Annotated in this window: 10 protein-coding genes and 1 pseudogene; 5 read left to right on the top strand and 6 right to left on the bottom strand. The window is 56.1% G+C overall.

The features are described from left to right. The first annotated feature begins 48 nt into the window (after positions 1 to 48). The 4 genes and pseudogenes from AC0QTX_RS01435 (at position 49) to AC0QTX_RS01420 (ending at position 9,894) form a co-directional block, all read left to right on the top strand. Entirely contained in the window at positions 49 to 531 is a 483-nt protein-coding gene (locus AC0QTX_RS01435; protein WP_474602026.1) for a helix-turn-helix domain-containing protein, read from the top strand. 236 nt (positions 532 to 767) lie between these two features. After that, positions 768 to 1,132, top strand: a pseudogene (locus tag AC0QTX_RS01430) (transposase); the annotation flags it as partial. Between the two features lie 687 nt (positions 1,133 to 1,819). Further along, positions 1,820 to 8,155 (top strand): DEAD/DEAH box helicase, encoded by a 6,336-nt coding sequence (locus AC0QTX_RS01425; RefSeq protein ID WP_474602025.1) that lies wholly within the window; start codon positions 1,820 to 1,822, stop codon positions 8,153 to 8,155. Then, positions 8,155 to 9,894, top strand: a complete 1,740-nt coding sequence (locus AC0QTX_RS01420; RefSeq protein ID WP_474602024.1) for a nuclease-related domain-containing DEAD/DEAH box helicase — start codon at positions 8,155 to 8,157, stop codon at positions 9,892 to 9,894. Before AC0QTX_RS01425 ends, AC0QTX_RS01420 begins: the two co-directional genes overlap by 1 nt. A gap of 1,020 nt (positions 9,895 to 10,914) precedes the next feature. Here the strand turns inward: AC0QTX_RS01420 and AC0QTX_RS01415 are convergent. The 6 genes from AC0QTX_RS01415 to AC0QTX_RS01390 form a co-directional block, all read right to left on the bottom strand. Further along, complete coding sequence (locus AC0QTX_RS01415) at positions 10,915 to 13,926, bottom strand: SNF2-related protein (RefSeq protein ID WP_474602085.1); 3,012 nt, start codon at positions 13,924 to 13,926, stop codon at positions 10,915 to 10,917. 89 nt (positions 13,927 to 14,015) lie between these two features. Further along, positions 14,016 to 16,070 (bottom strand): hypothetical protein, encoded by a 2,055-nt coding sequence (locus tag AC0QTX_RS01410; protein ID WP_474602023.1) that lies wholly within the window; start codon positions 16,068 to 16,070, stop codon positions 14,016 to 14,018. Between the two features lie 2,004 nt (positions 16,071 to 18,074). Next, positions 18,075 to 19,676, bottom strand: coding sequence for a Druantia anti-phage system protein DruA (locus tag AC0QTX_RS01405; RefSeq protein WP_474602084.1), 1,602 nt, complete (start codon positions 19,674 to 19,676; stop codon positions 18,075 to 18,077). 453 nt (positions 19,677 to 20,129) lie between these two features. Next, a complete protein-coding gene (locus AC0QTX_RS01400) occupies positions 20,130 to 21,689 on the bottom strand; it encodes an ATP-binding protein (RefSeq protein WP_474602022.1) in 1,560 nt (519 codons plus the stop codon). Further along, on the bottom strand, positions 21,686 to 21,907 hold the full coding sequence (locus tag AC0QTX_RS01395; protein WP_474602021.1) for a helix-turn-helix domain-containing protein: 222 nt from the start codon (positions 21,905 to 21,907) through the stop codon (positions 21,686 to 21,688). The genes AC0QTX_RS01400 and AC0QTX_RS01395 overlap by 4 nt, the downstream gene beginning before the upstream one ends. A 265-nt stretch (positions 21,908 to 22,172) precedes the next feature. Further along, positions 22,173 to 22,295, bottom strand: coding sequence for a hypothetical protein (locus AC0QTX_RS01390; RefSeq protein WP_474602020.1), 123 nt, complete (start codon positions 22,293 to 22,295; stop codon positions 22,173 to 22,175). A gap of 411 nt (positions 22,296 to 22,706) precedes the next feature. On the opposite strand from AC0QTX_RS01390, the gene AC0QTX_RS01385 reads away from it, so the two are divergent. Then, positions 22,707 to 24,023 (top strand): hypothetical protein, encoded by a 1,317-nt coding sequence (locus tag AC0QTX_RS01385; RefSeq protein ID WP_474602019.1) that lies wholly within the window; start codon positions 22,707 to 22,709, stop codon positions 24,021 to 24,023.

Below are 24,023 nucleotides of genomic sequence, written 5' to 3'. Positions count from 1 at the left end.
GGAGGCCGCCATGCACCCCATTTGCCTGATGCGCTCAGCCCAGAGCAGTTGAGCGAACTTGACCAGCTTTATCACACCAGTCCAGACCCGCGGGTGCGTATTCGCGCCCTGATGATCCTGCTCTCGGCCGAGCGTCGTCTGGTTGCGGCCGAGATTGCTGCCATCGTGCGTCAGCATGAGGAGACAGTCAGGCGCTGGTTGGCCTGCTATGCGGCGGAAGGCACGGCCGGTCTGGCCGATGCTCCCCGCTCGGGCACCCCGCCGAAGGTCACGCCTGCTTACCGAACCCGTATGCTGGAGCTCGTGCGCCGGCGCCCCCGTGCCCTGGGCCTGCCGTTCTCCCTCTGGACGGCCGCCCAGCTGGCCGATCATCTGGCCGGGGAGACGGGCTTGCGCATGAGTGTGCCCAGTGTGCAGCGGCTGCTGCGGGCCGGTGGCATGGCGCTGAGCCGGCCGCAGCACACGATCACCAGCCCCGATCCTGATTATGCGCTCAAAAAAAGACGGTCGAAGACACCCGCGATGAGCTGAAGCCTGACACGGTGTTCTACTATGCGGATGAGTTCAACATCAGCTGGCATCCGACCCTGCGGGCGATGTGGAGCCCCAAAGGCCAGCATGTGATGATCCCCACACCCATGCAGCCCACACGTCGCTATGGCCTGGGGCAGTGAACTGGCACAGAGCTGGTTCGGGAAATTTGGACAGCGGGATAAGTGGAGTTTCTGCCTGAGAGCAGCCAGAATGGCCGCCGAACAGGAGAAACGATGAGCAAGCGACCCCGCCGGAACCACTCACCGGCTTTCAAGGCCAAAGTGGCCTTGGCTGCCGTGAAGGGGGAGAAAACCCTGGCCGAGTTGGCGCAACAGTTCGTTGTCCATCCCAACCAGATCACCCAGTGGAAAGCCCAACTCCACGACGGGGCGGCCGACGTGTTCGGGGCCGAAAAGGCTGGAGCGGCGAACCCGCCGGTGGATGTGAAGACGCTGCATGCCAAAATCGGCGAGTTGACCCTGGCCAACGATTTTTTAGAGTACGCGCTCGGCAAAGCCGGAGTGTGGCCAAGCGCAAAGCGATTATCGACCGCTCCCATACCATCTCACTGGCCCGGCAGGCCGAGGAACTTGGGCTATGGCCAACGTGAAATCCGACCAATTGATAATACTGTGCTCGCGGCCGAACGATACACTGAATAGGCTAGCCTCTGCTGGACGCCCAAAGCGGGATGAAACTTCAGCATGTGGTGGCTCGGTGCGGTCAGAATTCTCGAGGACAAGCATCCAAAATATGTAAAGATGATGTCGATGAGATTCGAATCCTTCACTGTTATCGATCAACGCACTGAACTAGGAATTCTTGATGACTTCTGTGAGTTTGATTTTAAGTGGCACTTCCAAAGTGACCATCAGCTTGATCCGATTGGAAGTCTTTTGAGAACTGGACAGGGTGCTGGAATCTGCACGGAGCATGCATCCTGGAGACACCTTCCTCTAGCACATCGTTGAACGAAGTGCCTTACGCTATGGACTTTACATTCGTGTTCAAGAACGAACTGCCCAAATGGGCCGTACGTGCGCAAGGTCTTACCTTCCTGTCGTTTGATGTCGAAGCTAGGTGAGCATACAACAGTGTCTCCCGAGCCTTCATTCCGAACTAAATCAGACCGGCTCATCAGCAGGACCAGCATTGAGAGGCTGAATATTGGCCAATGCTATGCGTCACTCCTAAGTGGGCGCGCGATCAAATGTCATCACGATGCTGGTTAACTCCTGGAGCGAGGGAGCCAGCACCTACCCAGACGAACTGAGAAGGCTAGAAGATGTACCGAGAGCTTCAGCACTACAGCAACGCGTTGCGGACGTACATCACGTCCACCTATCACGTCTCCAATCCTACTCTTGTTGATCTACGGGATGAACTTCTGCATCGAACCGGCGCAATCGCACAGGATCCTTATCTGGAGAGCACGGCCCGCTACGTTGGATCTCGCCGATACGATCAACTAGAACTGCCGACGCAAGTGGGAAAGCTACTGACTGATCTTGGGGAGCGGGGCCTTATCTTCAATCCACCATACGAACACCAAGCGCAGGCGCTAGAAATCGCTTTGAATGCTCCCTTTAACGATCTGGTGGTGACGACTGGTACCGGCTCCGGAAAGACGGAAACCTTCCTTCTCCCTATACTTGGTCGCCTCGCTGCCGAAGCTAGCGCTAGTCAAAGCTTTCAGACACGTGCTGTACGCGCGCTGCTCCTTTATCCGATGAACGCGCTGGTAAACGACCAACTTGGCCGTCTGCGCGTTCTGTTTGGCGACAATGCGGTGTCGCGATGGTTCGAGGACCATGGTGGTCGACCGATGAAGTTCGCGCGCTACACCGGTCGTACCCTTTACCCAGGGCGCCGGAGAGAAAACACTAGTCAGCATCATGATCGTCTGAAGAGCTTGCGGTTCTACCTTGACCTCGAGGCTCGTGCCGCTACCGACGCAGAGGCAAGGGATCTCATTCGAGAACTCCGTCGGAGAGGGAAGTGGCCAGCGAAGCCACCGACTTCGCCTGATCGGGAAGACGGAGTAACCTCTTGGTTTGGAAGTGGACGATGGAAGGACCGGAACGACAACTGGATACGGACTATCGAGCGTTCCGAAGATCCCGAACTATTTCTCCGCCATGAGGCGCAGGACGGCGTGCCTGATCTCCTTGTCACGAACTACTCGATGCTCGAGTACATGTTACTACGCCCAATTGAGCGGAGTATCTTCCAGAGTACCGCGGAGTTCTACCAGGCCAATCCCTCTGAACGATTATTGCTCATATTGGATGAGGCGCATCTCTACCGCGGCGCCCAGGGCACTGAAGTGGCGATGTTGATACGTCGCCTTCGGAGTCGCTTGGCACTGCCGCTCGAGCAGTTGCAGGTTATCTGTACGAGTGCTTCTTTCTCGAATTCTGAGGCGGCTCGCCGCTTTGCCGCGGATCTTGCTGGAAAACCTTTAGTTGGGTTTCAGGTGCTAACGGGAACAAAGCGGTCGGCGTGCCCCTCAGGTCCTGGAGAGCCTGCTGTCGCGAACGCTCTCGCCGCTGTCGATTTTGCTGGACTGCGCTCGGATGAACTGCAGCGCCGGGTGACGGCGGTCATTCCGGTTCTTTCACTCGCAACGTCGAGTGAGGATCAAGCGCTGGTCGTCACCGGGCCGAGCGGGACAAATGTGGCGCTGCGCTGCTTAACCTCTGGTTTGGAAATATTAGATCTCGACTTCTCGATCGCCTCGGATCCCATTGAATTGCCGGATGAGATCACTGCGGTAATTGGCGGAACGGTTGACGGCGAAATTGAGGTGCGCATCGGTGAGGCAACTGAGTTAATCATAACCGGAACTGACGTCCAATTTGCGCCGAATAGCGATCCCATTTCTCGCTTGCTGCATAACTCCTTAAGAAAGCTTCCCGTTGTTGGGCGTCTCCTAAACCTTTCCAGCGGTGCCCACGCACCGGATGATGACGAGCGCGATCCTCCTGAAGTAGGGCCCGCTCAGCGCCTTGAAGCCCTCGGTGCTCGACTTTTTCCGTCGGTGGATCCCACAGTCGCGCGCACTGCCACGGACGCTCTCGTTGAACTGACATCGATGGCGCGGCGTGGAGGGGGGGCACCACTATTAGCTGCGCGTGCACATGCGTTTTTCCGCGGACTGCCTGGATTGTGGGCCTGTGCAGACCCTGATTGTTCAAGCATTGAGGAGACTTTGCGACGGCAGTGGGGAACTAAACGTCCACCCACAGGCGCACTCTACGCGCAGCCGCGACACGCGTGTACATGCGGGAAGCGTGTGTTTGAACTGTACACCTGTCGCTCATGTGGCTCAGCCTTTTTCAAGGCATTTGCCTTTAACCCAAGTGATCCTGACTACCTCTGGTCTGAGGACGTCGGGGAGGTCGACGATGTGGACCAAGTCGTCCAGCCAATCTACCTGGCGCTCGAGGAGCCGCCGCAAGGGGCCGGCGCCCGGTTCCAGTGTTTAGATCCGGTCTCAGGACGCCTTACCGCTAGCAGCGAGGATGCGCGTGAGGTGTGGCTGCCTCCCTTAGGTCAGCAGGATACGCCTGCGGGAGAGTTCAGAAATTGCCCATGCTGTGGTGCCCAGGACACCATCATGGACCACGTAACAAAGGGCGATGAGCCATTCCAAGAGATTGTTTCGTCGCAATTGCTTGAGCAGCCACCCCGGCCAGATATTCGAACACCACTCAAGGGCCGCAAGACCTTGATTTTCTCAGATGGGAGGCAGGCAGCGTCCCGGCTAGCCGGCAAACTCCAGCAGTACTCGATGAGAGACGCTGTACGGCCACTCATTCTAGATGGTTTCTCCGACCTTGAGGATAGGTACGGGGTGCCTGTGACGCTTGATCACTCCTATGCAGCACTCCTCACGGGCTGCGTTCGTCGTGGTGTAACACTGCGGCCGGCTCAGGCTCCGCACTTCGACGCAGATCTTGAGGTTTTCCGCGGGCTGTTGGCTAACGATCCCCCAGCGACTGAGAGAGAGTTCTTCAATCGCTCAGCAGAGATGAACACCCACCGCACGAACAAGGCGCTTATGCTTGCGCTCTACCCCGTATTGACGGATCCACACACGGGGATTAGCGCACTTGGATTGGCGGCGATTAAGCCGCACCTCGACGCAATCGACTTGCGGGCCTTTGAACTGCTCCCAGCGCCCCCCGAGCCTGTCGACTTAACTGAAAATGAGCGGCGCTGGGCGCTGCTCGAACTCTGGATTTCAGATGCAGTCGCGAGTCACGCTTTATACTTGCCGACGACACCGAGCGAGTGGCTGGATTCAGAGACCGGTGCCAAGATTCGAAGGACCAAAGCCACGTTCCCCGGTGTTTTGAGGGACATAGTCGGCACTCGATGGTTCAACACACATCTCCGCAGCAGTGCTGGAACTCAAACCCCGTGGACGCAATTCATCAAGGCGACTTTCGCGGTTAATGAGACCGCAAATGGCTTTATTCTACGTGCTAACAAGCTCCGTGTTATGAGCAATGGAGTTTCTTGGAGACGCTGCAACACCTGTACAACCGTTCAACCTGGGAGCCTACTAGCAGGTGATAGGTGTTGCGTTCGCATCGGAAATCGTCAGTGCGGCGGCGTGACTAGACAACTGGATCCTACACACGATCTCGTCTTTCGTTCGCGCAAGGGACACTTTAGGCGCCACGTCGAGCGGCTTTTCGACGAGCCAGGGTACGCCCCGCACCCGTATGTTGCAGCGGAGCACTCTGCGGCGCTCAACGACAGTAGCAACAGTGCCGCGGTGGCTAGGGCTGAGTGGCACGAACTCAGGTTCCAGGATCTGGACGTTGAAGGACCCGAGGGGCGACGTGGTGGTCCTATTGATGTCCTTTCGTGCACCACCACAATGGAGGTAGGGATCGACATCGGGAGCCTCACCGCTGTTGCACTAAGAAATGTACCACCAGGCCGTGCAAACTACCAGCAGCGGGCTGGGCGTGCCGGACGCCGAGGATCTGCACTATCCACGGTCATCACCTACTGCGGCGCCGATAGCCACGATCAGGAGTTCTATTCAGATCCCGCCGGCATGGTCAGCGGCCCTGTTCCAGATCCGATCTTAAATCTTGATAACTTTGAGATTGTTCGCCGCCACTGCTTTGCTTTGGTGATGAGCTTGTACCAGCAGTACGCAATTCCCGGTCTTGACGAAGAAGAGTCGGTCAGCGCCAACGTCTTCGAAAGTTTGGGAATGCTTAGAGACTTTCGAAACGGTGGCGTGAACGAATTTTCGTACGCAGGACTTGAGACCTGGTTGGCCAACAATCAAGCCGCAGTTGCCGATGCTTTGGCTGAAGTCGTCCCGGGGGTGGTCCTTAACCATCAGTCGGACTTCATCAATAAGATCCCTGAGGAGCTACTCGGCTCTTTGCGAGAGGTCGGTGCAGGTCCGGTCGAGTCTGATGAGGTCGACGCCCAAATATCTCAAGCGACCGAAGAACTACTTGTCGAAGCGGGAGATGCAGGCAGGTCAGGGCGCGGCATCTTGATGGACTGGGGTGACGCGATAGACTTTGATGCGGGTGAGGCAACACCTGAGGACGTGGACAGTGAGCCAGACACCGATCGAGTAGAGGGGGCGCAAGAAGGAGGCCTCGATCCTGAGAAGCTTCTAGACAGGCTTTTTGATCGAGCTGTTCTTCCGAGATATGCGTTCCCTACTGATGTGGCTACCTTCCATGTCTTCGATCCCGCAGCAAGCACGGAACGGCGAGCGGTCATCAAGTACTCGCCGCAACTAGGCCTCAATCAGGCTCTTTCGGGCTACGCCCCTGGGCGTGAGGTTTGGGTCAACGGGGAGCGGCACTACTCGTTCGCAGTTTGGACTCCGTTCAGGCGTCGCGACTGCTGGCAGGCGTGGTTAGCGATGAAGATCTACTTCGAGTGTGACCGCTGCGGTTATGCACAGGTCGAACCAAGGAGTAACGATCATTATGTAAACCAGGTCATGGATTGCCCGGCTTGTGGGACTGGGGGCTCGCTCGGTGTAGGAACACGCTGGATTCGTCCCCCCGGATTCGCTCACCCTATAGACCTGCCACCAGAACTGCCGCTCGAGGATAGCCCAACTCCAACACGCCCAACTAGGGCCAAGCTCAGCGCCCCGTTCACCGATGTGGGGCCGGCTGTAGATAGCAAAACGACTGAGAATGGTGCCGGCTACGAGATCTGGACATCAAAACAGCGGCTTGTGCTGACTAACACGGGCTCAAAAGATCAGATGCGTCCTGGTTTCCTCTACTGCCACGGATGCGGTCGAGCAGAGCCCAACGGATGGATTGCTGGACGTTTCCAGAGCGGTGGTCACCCACGCCCGAATCCCGATCGCTATCCCCATGGTGCCAATTGTAGTGGGCGGCCAGTTGTAGTGGTGTTCGGCAATGAGTTTACTACGGACATAGCGCTTCTGCGTTTTCAACTCAGTGGCTCTGTTAATCTGCCGCCTGGATCAATTGTCGCGAAGGTTGTCCTCACGACAGTTGCGGAGGCTCTCGCGGCTGCAGCCGCGAAGCTGCAGGACATCGAGGTGTCTGATATCGGGGCGGAGTACCGAGTCGCGATGACGAGCGGTGGACGAACAGGGCGACAGGTAGAGGTATACCTTTATGATTTGACCCCGGGTGGCGCCGGGTATGTACGGGCAGCGGCTTCGGACGTTGGTGCATTGTTGACCGAGGCGCTCAAACGGTTGGAGTCGTGCAATTGCACTCACTCCTGTTATGAATGTCTCAGAAGCTACAAGAATAAATGGGACCATAAATACCTCAATCGAGGCTTAGCAGCCGCATTTTTGCGCCATATTATGCATGGCCAGTCGCCAACGATTGCGGTCGAAGAGGAGCGACGCCTACTCCGCGCCTTAGCAGTAGACCTACTAGCATCCGGATACGAGGTAGAAGAGATTGCTGGTGGATTGCGCCTCCCCAACCTAGACGATCGGATCGTCGTGCTGGGTCACCCGCTCACTCCCGGAGAATCAGGGTCGGCTGGCGGACGTACGCTCGCCGATGCAGGAGAAGTGGTCGTAGTTGACCAATTGATCGTCGACCGGGCTCTGCCCGCAGCCGTGAGAGAGGCAACCGGCGCTTCGCGAGGAACTCGCAGCGGCAATGGTCTGCCCCCTTTTCTGCAGGAGCAAGAGGGCGGGCACCCAGTATACCAAGCGTCGAGCCTAAGGGTTACAGAATCGTTGAGCCCTGTGACTACCGTGATGTTGTCAGGTGTTCCCAATGGGGCATTTGTGGTGCAACTCACGAAGCCTACCCTAGAGCGAATGCCAGGAGGTATGTTCTCTGCTGGATCATGGGTCGTGTTCAAGCCAACTGCAGCAGATGACTTTCCCGCTGATAGGAGAGATCGCATCCCGAGGCTCCTAGTGGGTGAAAATGCGTTCAACGCAACTAGTGAGCATTGGACGTTCGGCTTGCCGAGCGTACGGAACGGAAAGGCGCATGTTCTTTACTACTCCCATATAGCTCCCAGTTCTGAAGCACCACGGCTCCCAGGAGTGCGCGTCTTAGGCCGCGCCTATGGTGTGTTCATCGACGGGGTCCTTCAGCCTCTGGAGGCAAACTGATGGCACGCATGATCCCCGACATCGATCCCGCCCAACTCGAGCACACCTCTGAAGAACCGGTGTATAGAGCGCTCCGGGATCAGCTGAATGACAAGTTTGTAGTTCTGCACTCGTACCCCTGGCTTCGTCCATGGAGAGGCGAAGGGGCTCTGGCTGAGGGTGAGGCTGACTTCGTAATCGTTCACCCGGACTATGGCCTACTCGTGCTCGAGGTTAAGGGAGGGCACACGATCCGACATGACGGACACGGTTGGTATCGCGACAATTCAGATGGCCCCGTCAAGTTTCAGGATCCCTTCCAACAAGCGCGCCGTAGCATGCATGCGCTTCTCGACATTTTGAAGGAGCGCTCAGGGGGACGCGTGCGAAAAAGCGATTTCACCCATGGTTACGCCGTGGTCTTCCCGCACATGGATTATGAAGGAAAGCCACCGCCCCATGCCGATAAGGCTATCGTTATCGGGCGACGTCACTTAGCGTTTGCGGAACAAGCTGTCATGACGGCCTATAACGCGTGGACTGAGGATGCACGAAAGCTGAGCCCTCCTCAGTACACGATGTTGCTCAATGACTGTCTAATGCCGAAGTTCCGAGTGTTCAGGCCAGTCGGGCCGGACATCACATTAGCTGCAGGACAACTGCTCGAACTTACGGAGCACCAAGCTCAAGTATTTGAAGGCCTCTATTCTCAAGATCGCGTGCTCGTGGAGGGAGTGGCCGGATCTGGTAAGACTTTCCTTGCTCTCCATAGAGCCATAGCATTCGCCCGTAGCGGCAAGCGCACTCTATTCACCTGCTATAACAAGGAACTCGCAGGCTGGATCCGGAGGCAGATCGATGAGGATCCCACTCTCGCTGACTTCCGTGAAATGGTCACTGTGAAGAATTTTCACAGGCTTGCGGCTGAACTAGCCGAAGCAGCAGGAATTGGGTTTAAGCCAGCGAGCGGCGGCTCTCCGAATGAGTCCTTCTGGGATCACGAAGTACCTGACCTTCTTGAGCAGGCAGTGCTTGCGCTCGAACTGTCCGGCCAAAGCGTAAGGTATGATGCACTCGTTGTGGACGAGGCGCAAGATTTCGCTCTGGGTTGGTGGTACGCGCTTACGCAGTCCTTACTGGAAACAGCAGACGGTCCCGTCTACGCGTTCATGGATCCAAACCAGTCCCTGCGTGGTGAGGTCCAGTCGCCTCCACTCGAATTTGATGCACGCTTCCGTTTGACAATTAACTGTCGAAATACACGGAGGATCGCCGCCGCGAGCGCATCAGTCATAGACCTTCAGCCGCACATTTACGCGCGAGTTCCATCTGGCGCTCAGATCCGCCTGCTCAGTGCAACCAGCCAACGGCAGCAGAAGGGGCTCGTATTAGGAGAGTTGCGGAGGTTGTTGGAGCGCGATGATGTGTCGGCCAATCAAATTGCAGTGATCGGACCATTTGCAAAGGCGAATGGCAGTCTCGCTGACGTCGGGGAAGTATGCGGGGTGCCACTTGTCACGAGCGCCGACACATGGCGGGATGGCGGCGGCGTGTTGGTTACAACGGCGAGGTCCTTCAAGGGGTTGGAAGCAGACGTGGTCGTGCTCTATGACCTTGGTGAGCTTGGACGAGTGTTCCGCCGAGATGACCTCTACGTTGCGTGCACTCGCGCTAAGGCCCTGCTAATAGCTATCGCGCACGGGGCCGAGTGTCGCGCGATTATTGAAGCTGCGATCGTTGCCTCAGAGGCTCAATCATGAGCTTAGAGGTGATCGGTCGAACTACCCTCGCAAAAGAACTGGGAGTCGTGCAGGAGGATGGCACGCTCGCTGAGCGTGGGCTTGTTGAGTTGATGCGCTCTGCGCTCGCACGCTGGGGTCTGAGTCCTAGGCGTGCTGTGGTCCGTTTCGCCCGCGAGCAACTCTATGCAGTCGGATTGCACGAGGATGTGCCCACCGCCTTGGTTGGTACTGTGCTCGACCGTATGATGGCATTAGGCGAATGCCAGGAGGTTTTCATTGGCAATGAGCGCTACGTGGCACCATCTCGTCCTTGCTGGCTGAGGGTAGGGCACAACGTAGGTGTGTTGCTAAGCGTCGCTGGCATACCTGATGGAGTAAAGACTCTCGACGTCAAAAATCCACGAGACATCGCAAGACGGATTCGCGCCGCCTCGGATGACGATCTCGCCGCTCTGCAACTCGGAGGCGTGTATCAAACATCATTGCAAGAATGGCTCCAGCCTTTCCACTACTTTCGGCACGCTGCACGCAGGCTCTCTCAGCCGGTCCGACATGACATGCTGTCGCTAGCTGGATTCTGGGATCTTCTCGTCGGATCCTTTTCGAGCGAGGCTCGTCTACTCAGTCCTGATGCGAATATCCGGGTGCTATCTGGTCCGACAGGGACCTTTTTCGGGAGGTATGATGCCTCTGTCTGCGAGGGGCGTTGGTCAGAGCAGGCGCGTGACGGGATTTGGTGTGCTTATCGTCGTGGCTATAGCGACGCACACTGGCACCCAATTGTCCTGGCTGTCGACGGCGATAGCCGACGCGCTATAGACCTCTATGATGCTGACGAGTGGCGGTGGGCGCTATTAGCCCGGGGACGGTCAACTGGAGTTGAAGAGCGCATAACAAGTAACGAAGGCCAGGTATCAATAACCTTCCCCGCCCCAGCGCAGATGATGGCCGCAATGGATCTGCTAGGAGATAGGAGTGCTGCTTGGTCCTGGAAGGTGAGCGATGGTGCTCCCGATCCATGGTCTCTGCTTAAGTGAATCACGTTGCGCACCGCACGCGGATTATTGCTGTTAAATGCTCCTGAGGTAATAGCCCCTGGATTGATGTGCCTAACTCCTGGAGCCAGGAGTCTCGTTGCTGCCAGAATACCCTGGTTAAAGCGAGTAAGTCGATTGCGTCGTTTCGCGCTCTCTCGGCACGCGTGATCTGTGCTCGATTCCCTCGCGTCTCGGCTATCTTGAGTTTGTCCTCCGCATCTTCCAGTTCATATCCTCTCACCGCCTCCTGATCGCGTCTCTCTTCAGCAAGGATTCGCCTCCTAACTGTAAGGACGCGGTCAAACTCGGGCAACCGGTGGCTCCATGATAACTTTGCCGCGCCGGAGTCTGCCTGTCGTAGGCGTTCCAGAACTGCCGTGGCAGTTCGAACATCCGGTATATCTTTATTAGTTGGTTCCCACACGGAAGACCTAGATATCCCGGTACCGTCATGAGCCATCGGGTTTAGAAGAGTTGTTAAATCCTCTGCTCCCAGAGCCGTCCAGTGTCCACTTGATAGCTTCATGCCCTCTAAGCGGAGTTCGGCAGACAGCTGAACTGCCAGCCACCGAGAATCAGCTTCAAGTGCGCACTGAACTACACGAGCAAATGGGCGGACTAATTCCGCTAACCGCTCCGCTGATGTATGCTTTGCTGCCCAAGCAATGGCCTCTAGGGCACGATCTCTGATGCCACTGCGTGTTAGTGCTGTTGTTGCGTCAAGTGTTGATACACGAATCAGGTACAGGCCTGGCGAGTTGTTCCTGAATAGGAAGCTGTTCTCGAAAAGGGTAACGTCGAGCAACTGGTGTTTGCGAGGACTAGGCTGCCAGCCTCTGATGAGTTCGTCATGAAGACGGTCACCAAAGTTGAAGAAACGCAGCGGACGTCTTGCATCCTCACGATCATCTAACTTCAATGTCACACTTCTGCGTGGCGGTGTTTCGATACTTCCGCGGCGAGTGATGAAAGCGTGTGCATACCTCGGGCTCCGATCCTGTGACGGATCAGCGCCGAATGAAAAGATGACTTTGGACTTCACCTCACGGTGTCCGTAGATGCCGAGCTCTCCAAATTGGTACCAGAGAGTTCCAAATTTCATTCCGGTTGGGTCAGTGTTCGATCGTATATGGTAGTCCCCACTGCGCCCGAGCAGCTTGATCATTCCTTCCGTCGCACGATCCCATGCACGAGGCCCAACTCGAGAGTGTTCCGGCAATTCGAGCAACACTGGAGCAACTGGTGGCATGCCCTCTACATGCTCGCGGAGAGCGGTTGCCCAGGATACAGTCCACGGGAGCGAAGGGCGAAGCGGGGAGTCCAGTTCTTGGACCTCATCCTCTGCCGCCATTGCCTCTGTTGCATCTTCGAGATCGTGCCAGTTTGCCTTTTCGCGTCGTAGTGCAGCAACCTCGATGCGCTGAGCAACCTCTTCAAGGTGATTGCCGTCGAGGTTTACACTCCGTTCGAATACATGGAAGCGTTGCAGAACTGTAACGACTTTCTCGTCAATAAGGCCCCTCTGCGCAATGGTGTAGACATCTACTGACTTGGCAGTTCCACCTGACGAAACCGCCGCTGCATTCCCGATCCTATCGAGCCGGCCGATCCATTGCTCGACCTCCTCGGGGCGCCACGGGACGCTATAGAGCACCAGGATGCGAGCGCACTGCAGATTCAATCCTACTTGCGCTGCCTCCGGTGCAAACAGCACCTGAGCGTTACCTCGCTGAAACGCTTCTAGGTTCTCATTCGTCTCATTGCCGTAGCCAGCAATGTCTTCAACCGCGTCGGTCATCATGCCTTGGCGAACCCTCGCCGCGACCAATGGCTTGCGTTGAGTCATAGGTCCAATAAGGGGGAGCCGCCCTTGCACAAAGTCAAACAGGTAGTCGACCGTTAGGTTGTCCTGAGCTGCTACAAGCACACGCTCATCTGGCTCTTTGATCCAAATTTGGGCTAATAGGTCCACAAGCGCGTCCGCCCGTGAGTCACCATTGCTACGGTGGACCAGCGGTTTTACCTGCTCCAGAAGCTTCTCACGCTCGTGCCCCTCGCGTCTAAGGAAGTCCACGCGCTGTTCGAGTGATGGAGGGCTTAATATTACCCGCTTCGCAAGTAGGACGGGGTCAAAGCGCCGATTGAGATCGCCGAGAAACTCGAAGTAGCGCCACATCAGCGATTGCCGTTCGACCTCAGCACCAAGCGGCTCCGTTACTATTGAAAAATGCCGGCGGCGGGGTAGCACTCCGTCATAATCTATACGACGGGTTCGAATTACTCTCCGATAGGCGCAGTGTGATAGAGCAGTGGTTTCTACATCATCTGACTGCGATGCGGCTGCGGTTCGGTCACGATCAAGCAGCGAATTGACTACATCAGCGCCTGCCCACGCGGGCCACTTTGAAATGTCGTCACTTACGGTCAACACGGCTTGCTTGCCCTCGTGACTGGTCGCGGCACGCCATCGCGCGATCGTTGTGCGCTCTGGCTCCAGAATAGAGAATAGCTGGGCATGTCGCTCGACGCGCTGGAATGCTGGAGTTGCAGTTAGGATCAGCACATGTTCGAAATCCGGTGCCGAGCGTACTATTCGATCCTGCAAATCACTGCGAAGCCGGTGCAACTCGTCAACAACTAACACATCGAAGTGCTCTGGATCGATGTCACTAAGCAACCAGCGGGCCTTCCCGTCCTTATCCACCATCCGGAGTTGCGCTTCCCATGCGAGGCGGATGTACTGGCTTCCTTCGGTGGAGTTGCCCTCACCGGTTGGTGCGGTGTGGGCTCTGGTCAATATTTCGTCGCGCCACTGAGGGACAAGTCGGTCAGGAGCGATTACGAGGACCCTCAGATTTGAACGTTGACTCCGCAGTGCATTGATGATCATCAATGCCTGCACAGTCTTTCCGAGGCCGACCTCGTCTGCTAGTAAGTGACGAACTCGAAGATCGGTAAGGACGCGGTGCGTGTTAGCGATCTGGTGCGTATAAATAGACGCTGCAATCCCCATCGCAGGTGCGAGTGGAGTTCGTATACGTTCAAGATCCCGCCTTACGGCTTGTACTGTTAGACATAGATCCACATAAGGGTTCCGGCGGGTCACACAGTTCCTCCCTTCCTAACATAGCGGCTGCGTAGCGATATGTATCGGGCTGCTCGCGCTACACATCGGTCCGCTATGAGAGTGTCCATAGCACCCCGCCAGTCGAGGTTAACGGCAATCTCAGGGGCGAGCCAGAGTGCTAGTATAGCTTGGAGAATCCCGTCGTCGGGCACTGGGCCACTCAACGCACGCTTCGACTTCCGGGCCCATCGAATTAACTCGTCGGTCATGTCAGCGAACGACATTAACGTAAAGTCAAGGCTTACGAGAGCGTGCGCGCTGTCCGTTGGTAGGAGCAATTCGCCTAGCTCGCGCAACTCAGACCGTGCTTTTGCCGCTTCTAGAGCGGCGTCCCAATCCTCAGCTGCTGCCCCAGGATCACCCTCAGCGATCTCAGCCGCTAGGTCATGTTGCCCACTTTTGATGTACTTGGCTGCCAGATCGCTGTACGCACGGCCGCAGGTGAGATCCAGAGCCTCGTAATCGTCTCCGTCTAAGTCACCTACTCTGGCCCACAATTCCGGATGAGCTCGGCGGATTCCCTCAAAGGCAAGCTTTCGGACAGCCTCATCATCGGTAGGTGTTAGCTCTACATACGGGTCGGTTCCTAAGCCCATCTCGCGGCACACCTCGGCCAGCAACTCCCATGGGTCTCCACTGGATGCTTCAACTTCAACTTCCCGCTCCGCCCAGACGCTTCCGCAGCATACCTCCGAGATCCAACGGTCAATGTAGTTTAGGACTTGCCGCCGTCTGACCTCGGCAATTAATGTATCGCTCTCGGCCAGTGCCCACCGAAGATAAGCCTCTGTTAAGTCCTCGAGACCCACTGATCCGGCGTCTGCCCTTCGGCGGCGGCTCAACTGCGGCTTGTGAACTACTGGTGGCTCGAGGCGCATGCGGTTCGGCGATACACATAATGTAGTGAATTCAGCTGAAGTCCCAAAGACCGAGGTGTCCAAATCTAGTGGAGCTAAAAGCCTCGCCTCATCTGCATCGATATCTGAGGGATCCGGCCGTCCCACGGGGTCAGTCATCGAAATTGCACCATGTGCAAGTCGCCCCAGGTCGCTTTGCAGTGAGATCCCATAACTACCGCGCTCCCACCAGCAGGGACGTACACGCTGCTCAAGAATCCAAGAGCCTGTTGCCAACGAGCCAACGCGTACATGAAGAGTCGGGCTTTGGTCTTGTAAAGCAAGGGTGCGTGTTGTCTCATCCAAGAGACTTGGCCATGGCTCATCATCTGCCATGATGATCTGGGGCAGGGGTCCTAGGGGGACCGTCACACTGGAACGGCGCCCGGTTACCTCAAGCTCAACCGTTAACTCTAGACCCTCAAGAGGCACAAGAGAATCTACCTTGAGAGTCGCAGCACCACTCAAAAGTGCCTGAACTGTCATCTCAGGTGCATTCAACTCTACCCAACACGTCTTCAGTGGCACGACTGTACTAGATTCAGTGCCTCGGAAACGGTAATTCCTCACCTGTCCATCGTTCGCGATCTCCAGGATATGCTCACCTTGTGGGATGCATACTTTTACAGGATCCTCATCAAGAGATACGAGGTTGCTGCCAAGCTTGACCGAAGCGTCACCTGAATATGCTCGGCGCGGCACAACGATCCGCGTGTCACCAGTAACGAACTCAGGAATCGAAGCTTCTGGGTTAAGTGCAGGAGCTCCGGCAAACGAAATGTCGATTCCAAAACGCACTTGAAAGCCTAAACTTTCAAGTGCGCGCACTGCCGCCGGGTCCGACGGAGTTATCTCGATGCAAATGTATGGTCCAACTACTCCCAATCTTGGGAACGGACCTAATGCGAGCGCTGTATCTTCAGAGACAAGTAGCCAATAGCGCCTATAACCTGATAACTCTGTTCCCCTGAGAGCGCGCGAAACTTCTTCATCGGTGTTGACGGTGAACGCTAGCGGTAAACTGAAGTCCAGCTTATAGGCGCTGAGGAGTTGCCGTGACACATCGTCTATATCAAGATCCGACAAGTTGGGTAGAAGTGGTGTACCGATATCTGGAGGCGACTCGAGCTTCACATTAAAGGGCAGCCCCGATAGCAGTTGCTCACTAGGAACTCGTGCTGATACTCCCCAAAGCCGCGGCGCGTATCGCAATCGCCGAAGAGCGTGACGAAGGCCATCGAAGTGAGTTCCTCCCACGGGCGGGAAGACCGCCTCAAGAGTGAGTTGTTGACCACGCCTGCGCAGTTGAAGGCGTCCTCGCACTGCTGGTACCGCGCTAGGCTCGACTTTCGGATTTGTATGTCCGCGAACCGATCGTTGGACACGCTGTGCCACTGCGATGTCACGACGAGAGATATCGTCCTTAGCAAGGTCTATTCTTATCCTCGCGATAATTTCAGGAACGAGGTCTACCTCTGTGGACCCTAACAGCATTCGGGTGATCGCAACGACTAGCGGGGGATCCTCTAAGAAAGTTTCGAAACGTGCTGATGATTGCCCTGCGGCAACACGGACTGCCCGATAGAGGTTCGCATCGTCAAGCCCAGCGGCGCTCACCCGAAGCTTCGCAAGAGTTGCAGCGAGAGATCTATGGAATTCCAAAGGTAACAGCGCGTGAGTAATGGGCCATGCGATTATTCGAAATGAGCTAGCCCATGGTGTGTCGGGAGGCTGGGCGCCTCGGTACTTCGTCGCTGATGAGACAAAGAGGTCTCGGAGGCGCTGCCGAGAATCAACTCCGAAGCTACAGCCAGTTTCAGCCTCGAGCATTGGCCAAAAGTCGGTCCCGTTGCCCTGATATCGGTAACCCACTTCAGCGGCTAAAACCAATAGAGGCAGTGGCTGCATATCCCACTGGGCACTCTCGAAAGGGTAAGTCGCGATCGCGCGGCGCACAGTGTTCCGTAGTTCCTGGAGATCAGCCTCGTTCAAACGGTGCTCGATGAAGAAGACCGGCCCAGCGCGCCGGTCTCGGAGACCATCGAACACGGCAGCGAGATGTCTATGTAATTCAAGCACTATTGCCTCGTATGCCGTCAGAATCACCGCGCCGGCGCGAACAGATCTCCTTGAGTGTCGCGCCGCACGCAGCACAACAAGCCGGACCGACGTGACTACAATCTATCTCATTTGACCGTCGGTTACTCTCGCTCATAAACATATAGAGAGCCTGCTGGACGACCCGAGGATTATACCGTTCAAGTCCTGGGTAATACTCATCGAGAGCGATATGCTTAGCGAGCGCCTGCACAAACCCTCTTCTCGCACGGTAAGTCATCGGACCGGAGTACCCAATCGCTTTTAGAAATAGATCAACGTTACTATCGATCACTACGAAGTACGCTGTGTCAACCCCAACTGCCCAGGGTGCTAGTTCTTGCGATAGGGCCTGATTGGTGACCGCCGAGAGGAACATGGCCGCGATCTTTTCGCTGACCCTCCACGACCTAGTGATGCTCTCCTCCAGCGCTACTGCACGCTGCAGAGGGCAATCGATGCGGTCCCATATCTGGCGTCTTAGTTCTGCGAGCGATTTAGTCCCAAACGAGCGCAATGTGAGCGCCGCAGATGTCGGGACCTTACCAAAATGCCCATAGCGCTTGAGGAGTTCGGTGTGTCGCTTGAGATGGCAAAGAGTGCCGGAGCGCTGAGTGCAACAACCCTCCTTTGTCACAGGGTGCTTACTTAGATCGCATTGGACCTTGAGGCTAGACAGATCGCCAATATGCGGGCAGTCCACCCCATCCGCTAAACTCAGGAGTACATCAGCATCTGTCATTTCTCTCGAGTCTTGATCGGAGATGCCCTTTAATACTCGCATGATCTGCTGATCTGATCGGCGTTGGAACATCGTCATTGTGACGAGCAAACGAAAGAGCGATCCGCCGTCACCTGCAGCCAACAATGAGGCATCAACAGCGAAATGCCCCACGCGATCGCTGTTGCAGAACATTGCGGCCACACCTACATCGGACGGAGTCCGAAAATAAGTAGCCAAATACCACGCCGTTACGGCGCGTGCCGCCTCATATTGACCTCGGCTCGGCTTCAGGACTTTGTCCGCCACAGGGGTTCCAATCAGTAGACAAGGTCGTCAAAGAGGCATCTCTGACCGTCATCAACTGGCGGGAGATTGACCCGAGCACCATGCCGAACCGGCCGGATTAGCGTATGTTGCTCAACCTGGAGCAGTACGTCGTCCCTCGTGATGCGCTGCAAAAGCCAGCGTTGGGCCCACCATTCGGCTATCCTAGCAGTGGCCTCCTCTGACTTATCGAGATTGAAGATGTAGTCGGGCTCATCGTCCATCCCGAGGAGAAATTCCCGGAGGTTGCGCACCAATGGTACGCCATACACGATCCGCTGCCGTCCATGCTGAAGGAGCGCGTCCGCTGGAAGGTTCAGCGTGACGAGACCGTCACGAATCTTTCGGAGCTTTGGACTTACTCCTTCTCCGAAGATGCTATTCACACGCTGGCCGTTACTCGATTGTTGGACAAGCGCCACCAACGCGTCAACTGTATCGGCGCTGAAGTGGGACGTTCCATAAGCATCCGATTTCCCGAGTTCTAGATACTCAAAGCGTTCACCTGCGCGACCTCCTAGGACCTCGGCCGGCATGCGGAGGCGGCTGTACTGGCTTGAGCCAACCCCATATAAAGATGTGGTTCCAAGGAAGACTAATTGGGAGGGGCGCACGATCGGGCGCCCTGCCATAGAGGACGCTATCTCACTCTCTTGCTCAACGTATTTCCTACGATAGGCGGTAATTACCTCGGGACTGGCAGCAAGCATTGACACAAGCTTGCCACCGAGGACTGCATTATAGGGGGCCACCGCCCCACATACCGTTATATCTGCCATAGCGATACCGACACGGTCTGCTCTTGCCTTACGCAGTACGTTCTTGATGATCTGCCGCCCCTTAGCGCTCCGAACTAGGAGGCGGACGCCAGCCTCGGTTGGTGTATCTCCGAGAAATTGCCGAAGCACCACTCGCGAGCGCAACATATCTGCAAGAGATAGAGCCCGTTTACTCCGGTAAAGATGAGTAAGGGCACGTTCCCGCCAATGTTCCTCAGTGTTTAGATTCAATTCTTGCTTTGGGGAGCGCTTTAGGTCCTGGGATCTTACCAGTCGGTAATGAAGCTCACGCTGCTCTGCGCTGAAGGAGACAAGTTGCTCAATAACCCTTTCAGAGGGATCTCGTAGATCTTTTGGACCAATTAATTGGTCCTCAACGAAATCTTCTAGAAAGATCTCATTGATAGCTGTATCGACTGTCTTAGTAAGCCACACGCCGAGTCCCGCGGATGGTTCCTCTATGGCTATTTCCAAAAAGGCGTCCGATTGCCAGCCAATCCATGCATCGCGCTCCCGGATCTGCATGATTGGGCTTCCCAAGGCACCAATTCCAACGATCGGGTGAAATTCCCGTGCACGGTCGCGGACCAGAAAGGCCATAGAGCGTCCTGGCGTACTCGTATATTGGTTTGTCCAAGTATGTCGAAAATATCGCCAAATGTCTTGGAGGCGTAGACCGGTGTGCCCGCAAACTGTCGAGCTATCAATAAACTGCAGATAAGGATCAATAACTGAGCGTAGCCGGTGTACTCTCTCGGAAGCACATAACTGTCTAACTTGCCGCAATGACTCAGCTAGTTCTCGACCGTCTCGCATAAGAGAGAAGATTGAAACACGGCGGCCACGATAGAATACATTGGTTTCCATCGAGCTGATGAACTTCCTAGTCGCTGGTTCGCGAAGTTGCTCATCACGCTTGACGATTTCCTGTGACCGAATTCTCGCTTTCTCTCGGTGTGGGTTCAGAAGTTCTTCATCTGGGCGCTTCACCTCCACGGACCCATCGTTTGTGACGCGTATTGACCACCGCTGACGAGCAAGGTCAGCGAGTAGATGCAGGGCGGCACGCAGTGCTGTCGCCCGCTCGACTGTTCTCGTCATTTCAAGCGATTGGTCTGTTGCGCGCTGAACGGCATCGCTGACCTCATGCTCCCGCAGAGCCGCGGCCAATCGCTCTGCATGATCCCGAAATACAAGGTTTGCATCGCCTCGTTCAGGGAACGGAGGCGCAAGTACGAACCAATCGTTGTGATGATGGCGGCTCATACCTCACCCATTCAAGAAGGTGGCTAGCGTATCACTCCAGCCATTCCGAATCTGCTCCGCCACCTTCAGAGTTTGTCGATCGTCCAAGAGCGCCTCGTTCCGCGCGGCTGCCAAGAGCAGGAGATCAATGTGCGCGCGGAGGGTTGCTTCAAGAGGTGTATCCGTATCAAGCAGTGGTTTGTAAACGATCTTGTAGAACGGGTGCTCGGGGTTAAGGATGAGCACCAGGCGTCCTTTTTCACGAGCATAGTTAAAGAAAGCAGTCTCTCGAAGCGCAGCGGGTACGATTTTGTACCGTGTTCCGCCGGTTGCCTCATTTCCATTCTTCTGGTTCTGAGCCAGTTTCTTGCCGAGAGCGTTAATCACTTGCTTGTCGCGTGGCCGGCTTGCTGAGGGTAGCGGCGTTAGCATTTCATCCATTTTGCTCGCGTGATCTTCTGAGGTGCTGAACCGCTCCGCGATTTTCACGGATGAATGCGCTTTACGAGCGCGGCTGTTCAACGCTCTTGCGACTGCTTCGATGTCAGGCGTCAGTGCTTCAATCAAATGCGGTCTTGGGCGAATTTGCTGCTTTGTGTGGGTGATCCCGAAGGCCTCGTCTAAAACTGGATCAAACTGTATTTCGCAGCGCCACCAGTCATCGTAGTTCTCCCGCCGCTTTCCGCCAAGGAAGAACCACCCGTAGTCGACCTCGCGTCCGCCCCGGACTATCGACACGCCTGCGCCCTTCGCGATGCCTCGAGCGCGCTTATCGCTGTTACTTAGTCCAGACCACTCTTCGACTGGCAACTCGGAAAAGCGGACGCGCACAACCCCAGTGATACCTGGCGTCTCTGTGCTCGCCGATACCTCATATACCATTTCATCGCCAAACTGTGATGCTCCGTTGAAGACCGCAGACTGATGAAGGAACAGCGGATCTACTGGCTCAACTGGGTCGCCGTTAACTGAAATAGACACTCCCTCCCAAAGGAAGTGCCGAAATCGCCGTCCGAGTGAAAGAAGGAGCTTCCCTGCTAGGGTCGAGATCCGTCTGTTATCGAGCCGGTCGCAGCGGGTCCACCTGACCGCAGTACCGGACGTATGCCTACCAACGAAGTCCGGTCGGGGAATCCGTAGCGGCTTTGGAACTTCTGTAAGATCACCAGAAGCGATCTCATCAATGTCGAGATAGGAGGACAGGACCAGTTTCGACTCGGATCGCCACGTATAAACTGTCACGCGCTGTGCTTGGCTTAACGAACTGTTGGGGAGACCCATACCGTACCGGCCAAGGCCGTCACGATTGTTGAAGCGAGTACTGCCCCCGAAGCGTAAGGCGGTACGGAGCGTGTGAGCGTCCATTCCGGAGCCGTTATCAATCACCGTCAAGACAATTGGATGGTCGGTTTGATCATCCTCCGTCGCGATCAAGATTGCGATCTCTGTCGCGCCTGCCTGGAGGGAGTTGTCGATCAACTCCGCGATGGCGCTGGAGGTGCCCTTGTAACCAGAATCGCGCGTGGCATTGATAAATTTATCTAGTGCGACGATTGAGAAGGCCTGCTCGGTGCTCATTTTCATCCGTCTGACTCCATCGGTGCTTCGCGCCGGGCTTCCATGTCCTGAACCAGGACTCTTTGGGAGTTGATGTATCTCTCTAGATCATCCTCCTTAATCCGGAGTTGGCCTCGGTCTCCCACCTTGTAGGCGGCGATAAGTCCCCGCTTAATTAGACGTCGAATAGTCGACTCGGAGACCTTCATCTCGTCCGCGACTTCCTGAATTGTGAGAAGTTTCATGTGGTGGTCCCGTCGTGTTGCGACGAGCGTGGCAACCCGGTAATATTGCTTCGCACTGACCAGAAATGTCAACCTATGACAAGCACTGAAACAGGTTGCGCCACAGATTTTGCTGAGGCTATAGAGCAGTATTCCTGTTGCCCTGAGAAGGTGGTCGGCGGCCTTGGTTAGGCCAGTAATAGCTGCGAAGCCTTGTCATATCGACTGCCGCCGAGGGACAGCATTCTAAAGTTCAGTCAATAGTACGAAGGTCTGTAACCTTGGGTCACATCAGCCCATTGACCACCTGCCGGTGGTCGCGCCACCGCCCGTCGCCATGGCGACCAGCCTTGGGCATGAGATCGGCAATCAGCTCCCATTGAGCATCGCTCAGTTCATGCCGCCGCATCGCCCGTCTTCACCTTGGTGAGTCCCACCAAGGCAACAGCCATATCCTCATGCAGGTTCACAGGCCGTCAGACAGGATCTCGATATCCACTGGCTCTAACATCCTGAGTGTACCGAGCCCTGCCGCCGCAGCAGGTCGGAATCAGGCAGGTTGAGCCCTGGCCGATGTGAATCTTGGGGCTGCGACGGAGCTTCTTGCTTCCGTGCTTCTTTCCCGTCGTGGCCGTCGATCGCCATTCTGAACAGGAAAGCTCTCACGGTTTCTGTAGCTTGGCATTTCCGTGCAGGACGATAATGAGCCGCTTTTCACCCTCGGGAGAAGCAAAGCCTCCTAAAGCACAATATTTCGACGCTGAAATAAATGTATGTTCCATGGTTAGCATCGGGCGAGAGCGGCTTGGAGCAATAATACGTGGATGGCGTCGAGGGGCAGGGGATGGAGTGGGGGCTTCTAGGGCCAGAGGTGCTGGCCAACGAACGGCGTTCGCGAACATTAGGCCTGGGTGCGGCGGTACGACGGTTCAATGATCTAGCCGTTCCGGGCCTCGGTGGCGTGTGGTTCGGCAAGCAGCTGTTCTTGGCCAACCTCGGCATTGCGCTTGCCGAGCACGCGAGAATGGCAGGGCACAGCGATCTCAACATCAAGGTCACGAATGCCGTCGAAGCGGTTGCCTGCTGGCTCGCCTTGGATCGGAACAAGTGGCAACCTGATTCGCGTGTCCGCGGCCGGCTCAAGCTGCAGAACAAATCGGACCTATCCTACGAGGTTGTAAGCAAACGCGGGTTCTACGTGACCCAGCCCATGCGGATGAGGGCCGGGCAGCCGCTGCAGGCGCTGGGACTGGCTGAGGGGACAAGTGAACGGTTCAATGCGCTGACCTGCACAAATCGCGGAAAAAGTTTTGTCGATGCTGCGTGCCAAGATTTTAGGCCGAGAAATAGGAGCATCCTTGCTAACCTCCTTCAGTGGATGGAAGGCGATAGCACCTGTATTAAGCCCGAGGGCATGCGCCGCGCCTTGTCACCCCTAGATCCCCTCAAGGACGATGCCAAAGATCTCCTAAAGGACAGCCTTGTCTCTGGAAACTCACGGGAGGCTGATCGGCGGCGGCGAGCACTGGAGTGGGTGGACACCCTTCGCTCGCAGCCCAAGGGGAGAATTACGTGGGACCTGCGGCCGGACGCTATCGACGAGGAGCATTGGCGCGACTTGGCTGTTGGGTCTCTGTTCTTCTTGGTGCGTAATGCGGCCTTAACGGTTCTGGATACCCTTGAGGAGGAAGTCAGCCAACGGCATCGGGCAAGCCTTTCGCTTGCGGAGGTCATCCCGGATAACATCGCTAATGCCGTCGAGGCACTGCGCGAACGGGCGCAGCGTTTCTTGAGCGAAAGTTATGATCCTTCACCCGAGGGCTTGGCGAGAACCTTCTGCCTCGAATGCGTCGCATCGGAGCCAAGGCAGGTTCTTGCAAGTCTCGTGAACCGGGATGCCCGCGTGCTGCAACTGCGGGGCGACACAATCGTCCTCATGATGCCCTTTCGTGGAAGACAGGTGCCCATACGAGGGGACGCTAACGGCGTCGAGGGAGATGAGCCGGAGTTATCGGCAGATCTACCATGGCCCGAGGGCATGTCGGGGCGCATGCAGAACCTCTACACACTGAATCTTGATCTTCATGGCGAACTCGATGGCTGGCTCAACGAGACCGCCGACGATGAGGAGGGCTAG

The organism is Microvirga sp. jy35 (assembly GCF_056148915.1).
This window is presented reverse-complemented; position numbering and strand designations above follow the sequence as displayed.

Bases quoted from the DNA above. Each gene is read 5' to 3' on its own strand.
- AC0QTX_RS01405 (WP_474602084.1), bottom strand. From the start codon at position 19,676: ATGCGAGACGGTCGAGAACTAGCTGAGTCATTGCGGCAAGTTAGACAG.
- AC0QTX_RS01395 (WP_474602021.1), bottom strand. From the start codon at position 21,907: ATGAAACTTCTCACAATTCAGGAAGTCGCGGACGAGATGAAGGTCTCC.
- AC0QTX_RS01415 (WP_474602085.1), bottom strand. From the start codon at position 13,926: ATGGGGATTGCAGCGTCTATTTATACGCACCAGATCGCTAACACGCAC.
- AC0QTX_RS01425 (WP_474602025.1), top strand. From the start codon at position 1,820: ATGTACCGAGAGCTTCAGCACTACAGCAACGCGTTGCGGACGTACATC.
- AC0QTX_RS01390 (WP_474602020.1), bottom strand. From the start codon at position 22,295: ATGCGGCGGCATGAACTGAGCGATGCTCAATGGGAGCTGATTGCCGAT.
- AC0QTX_RS01400 (WP_474602022.1), bottom strand. From the start codon at position 21,689: ATGAAAATGAGCACCGAGCAGGCCTTCTCAATCGTCGCACTAGATAAA.
- AC0QTX_RS01420 (WP_474602024.1), top strand. From the start codon at position 8,155: ATGGCACGCATGATCCCCGACATCGATCCCGCCCAACTCGAGCACACC.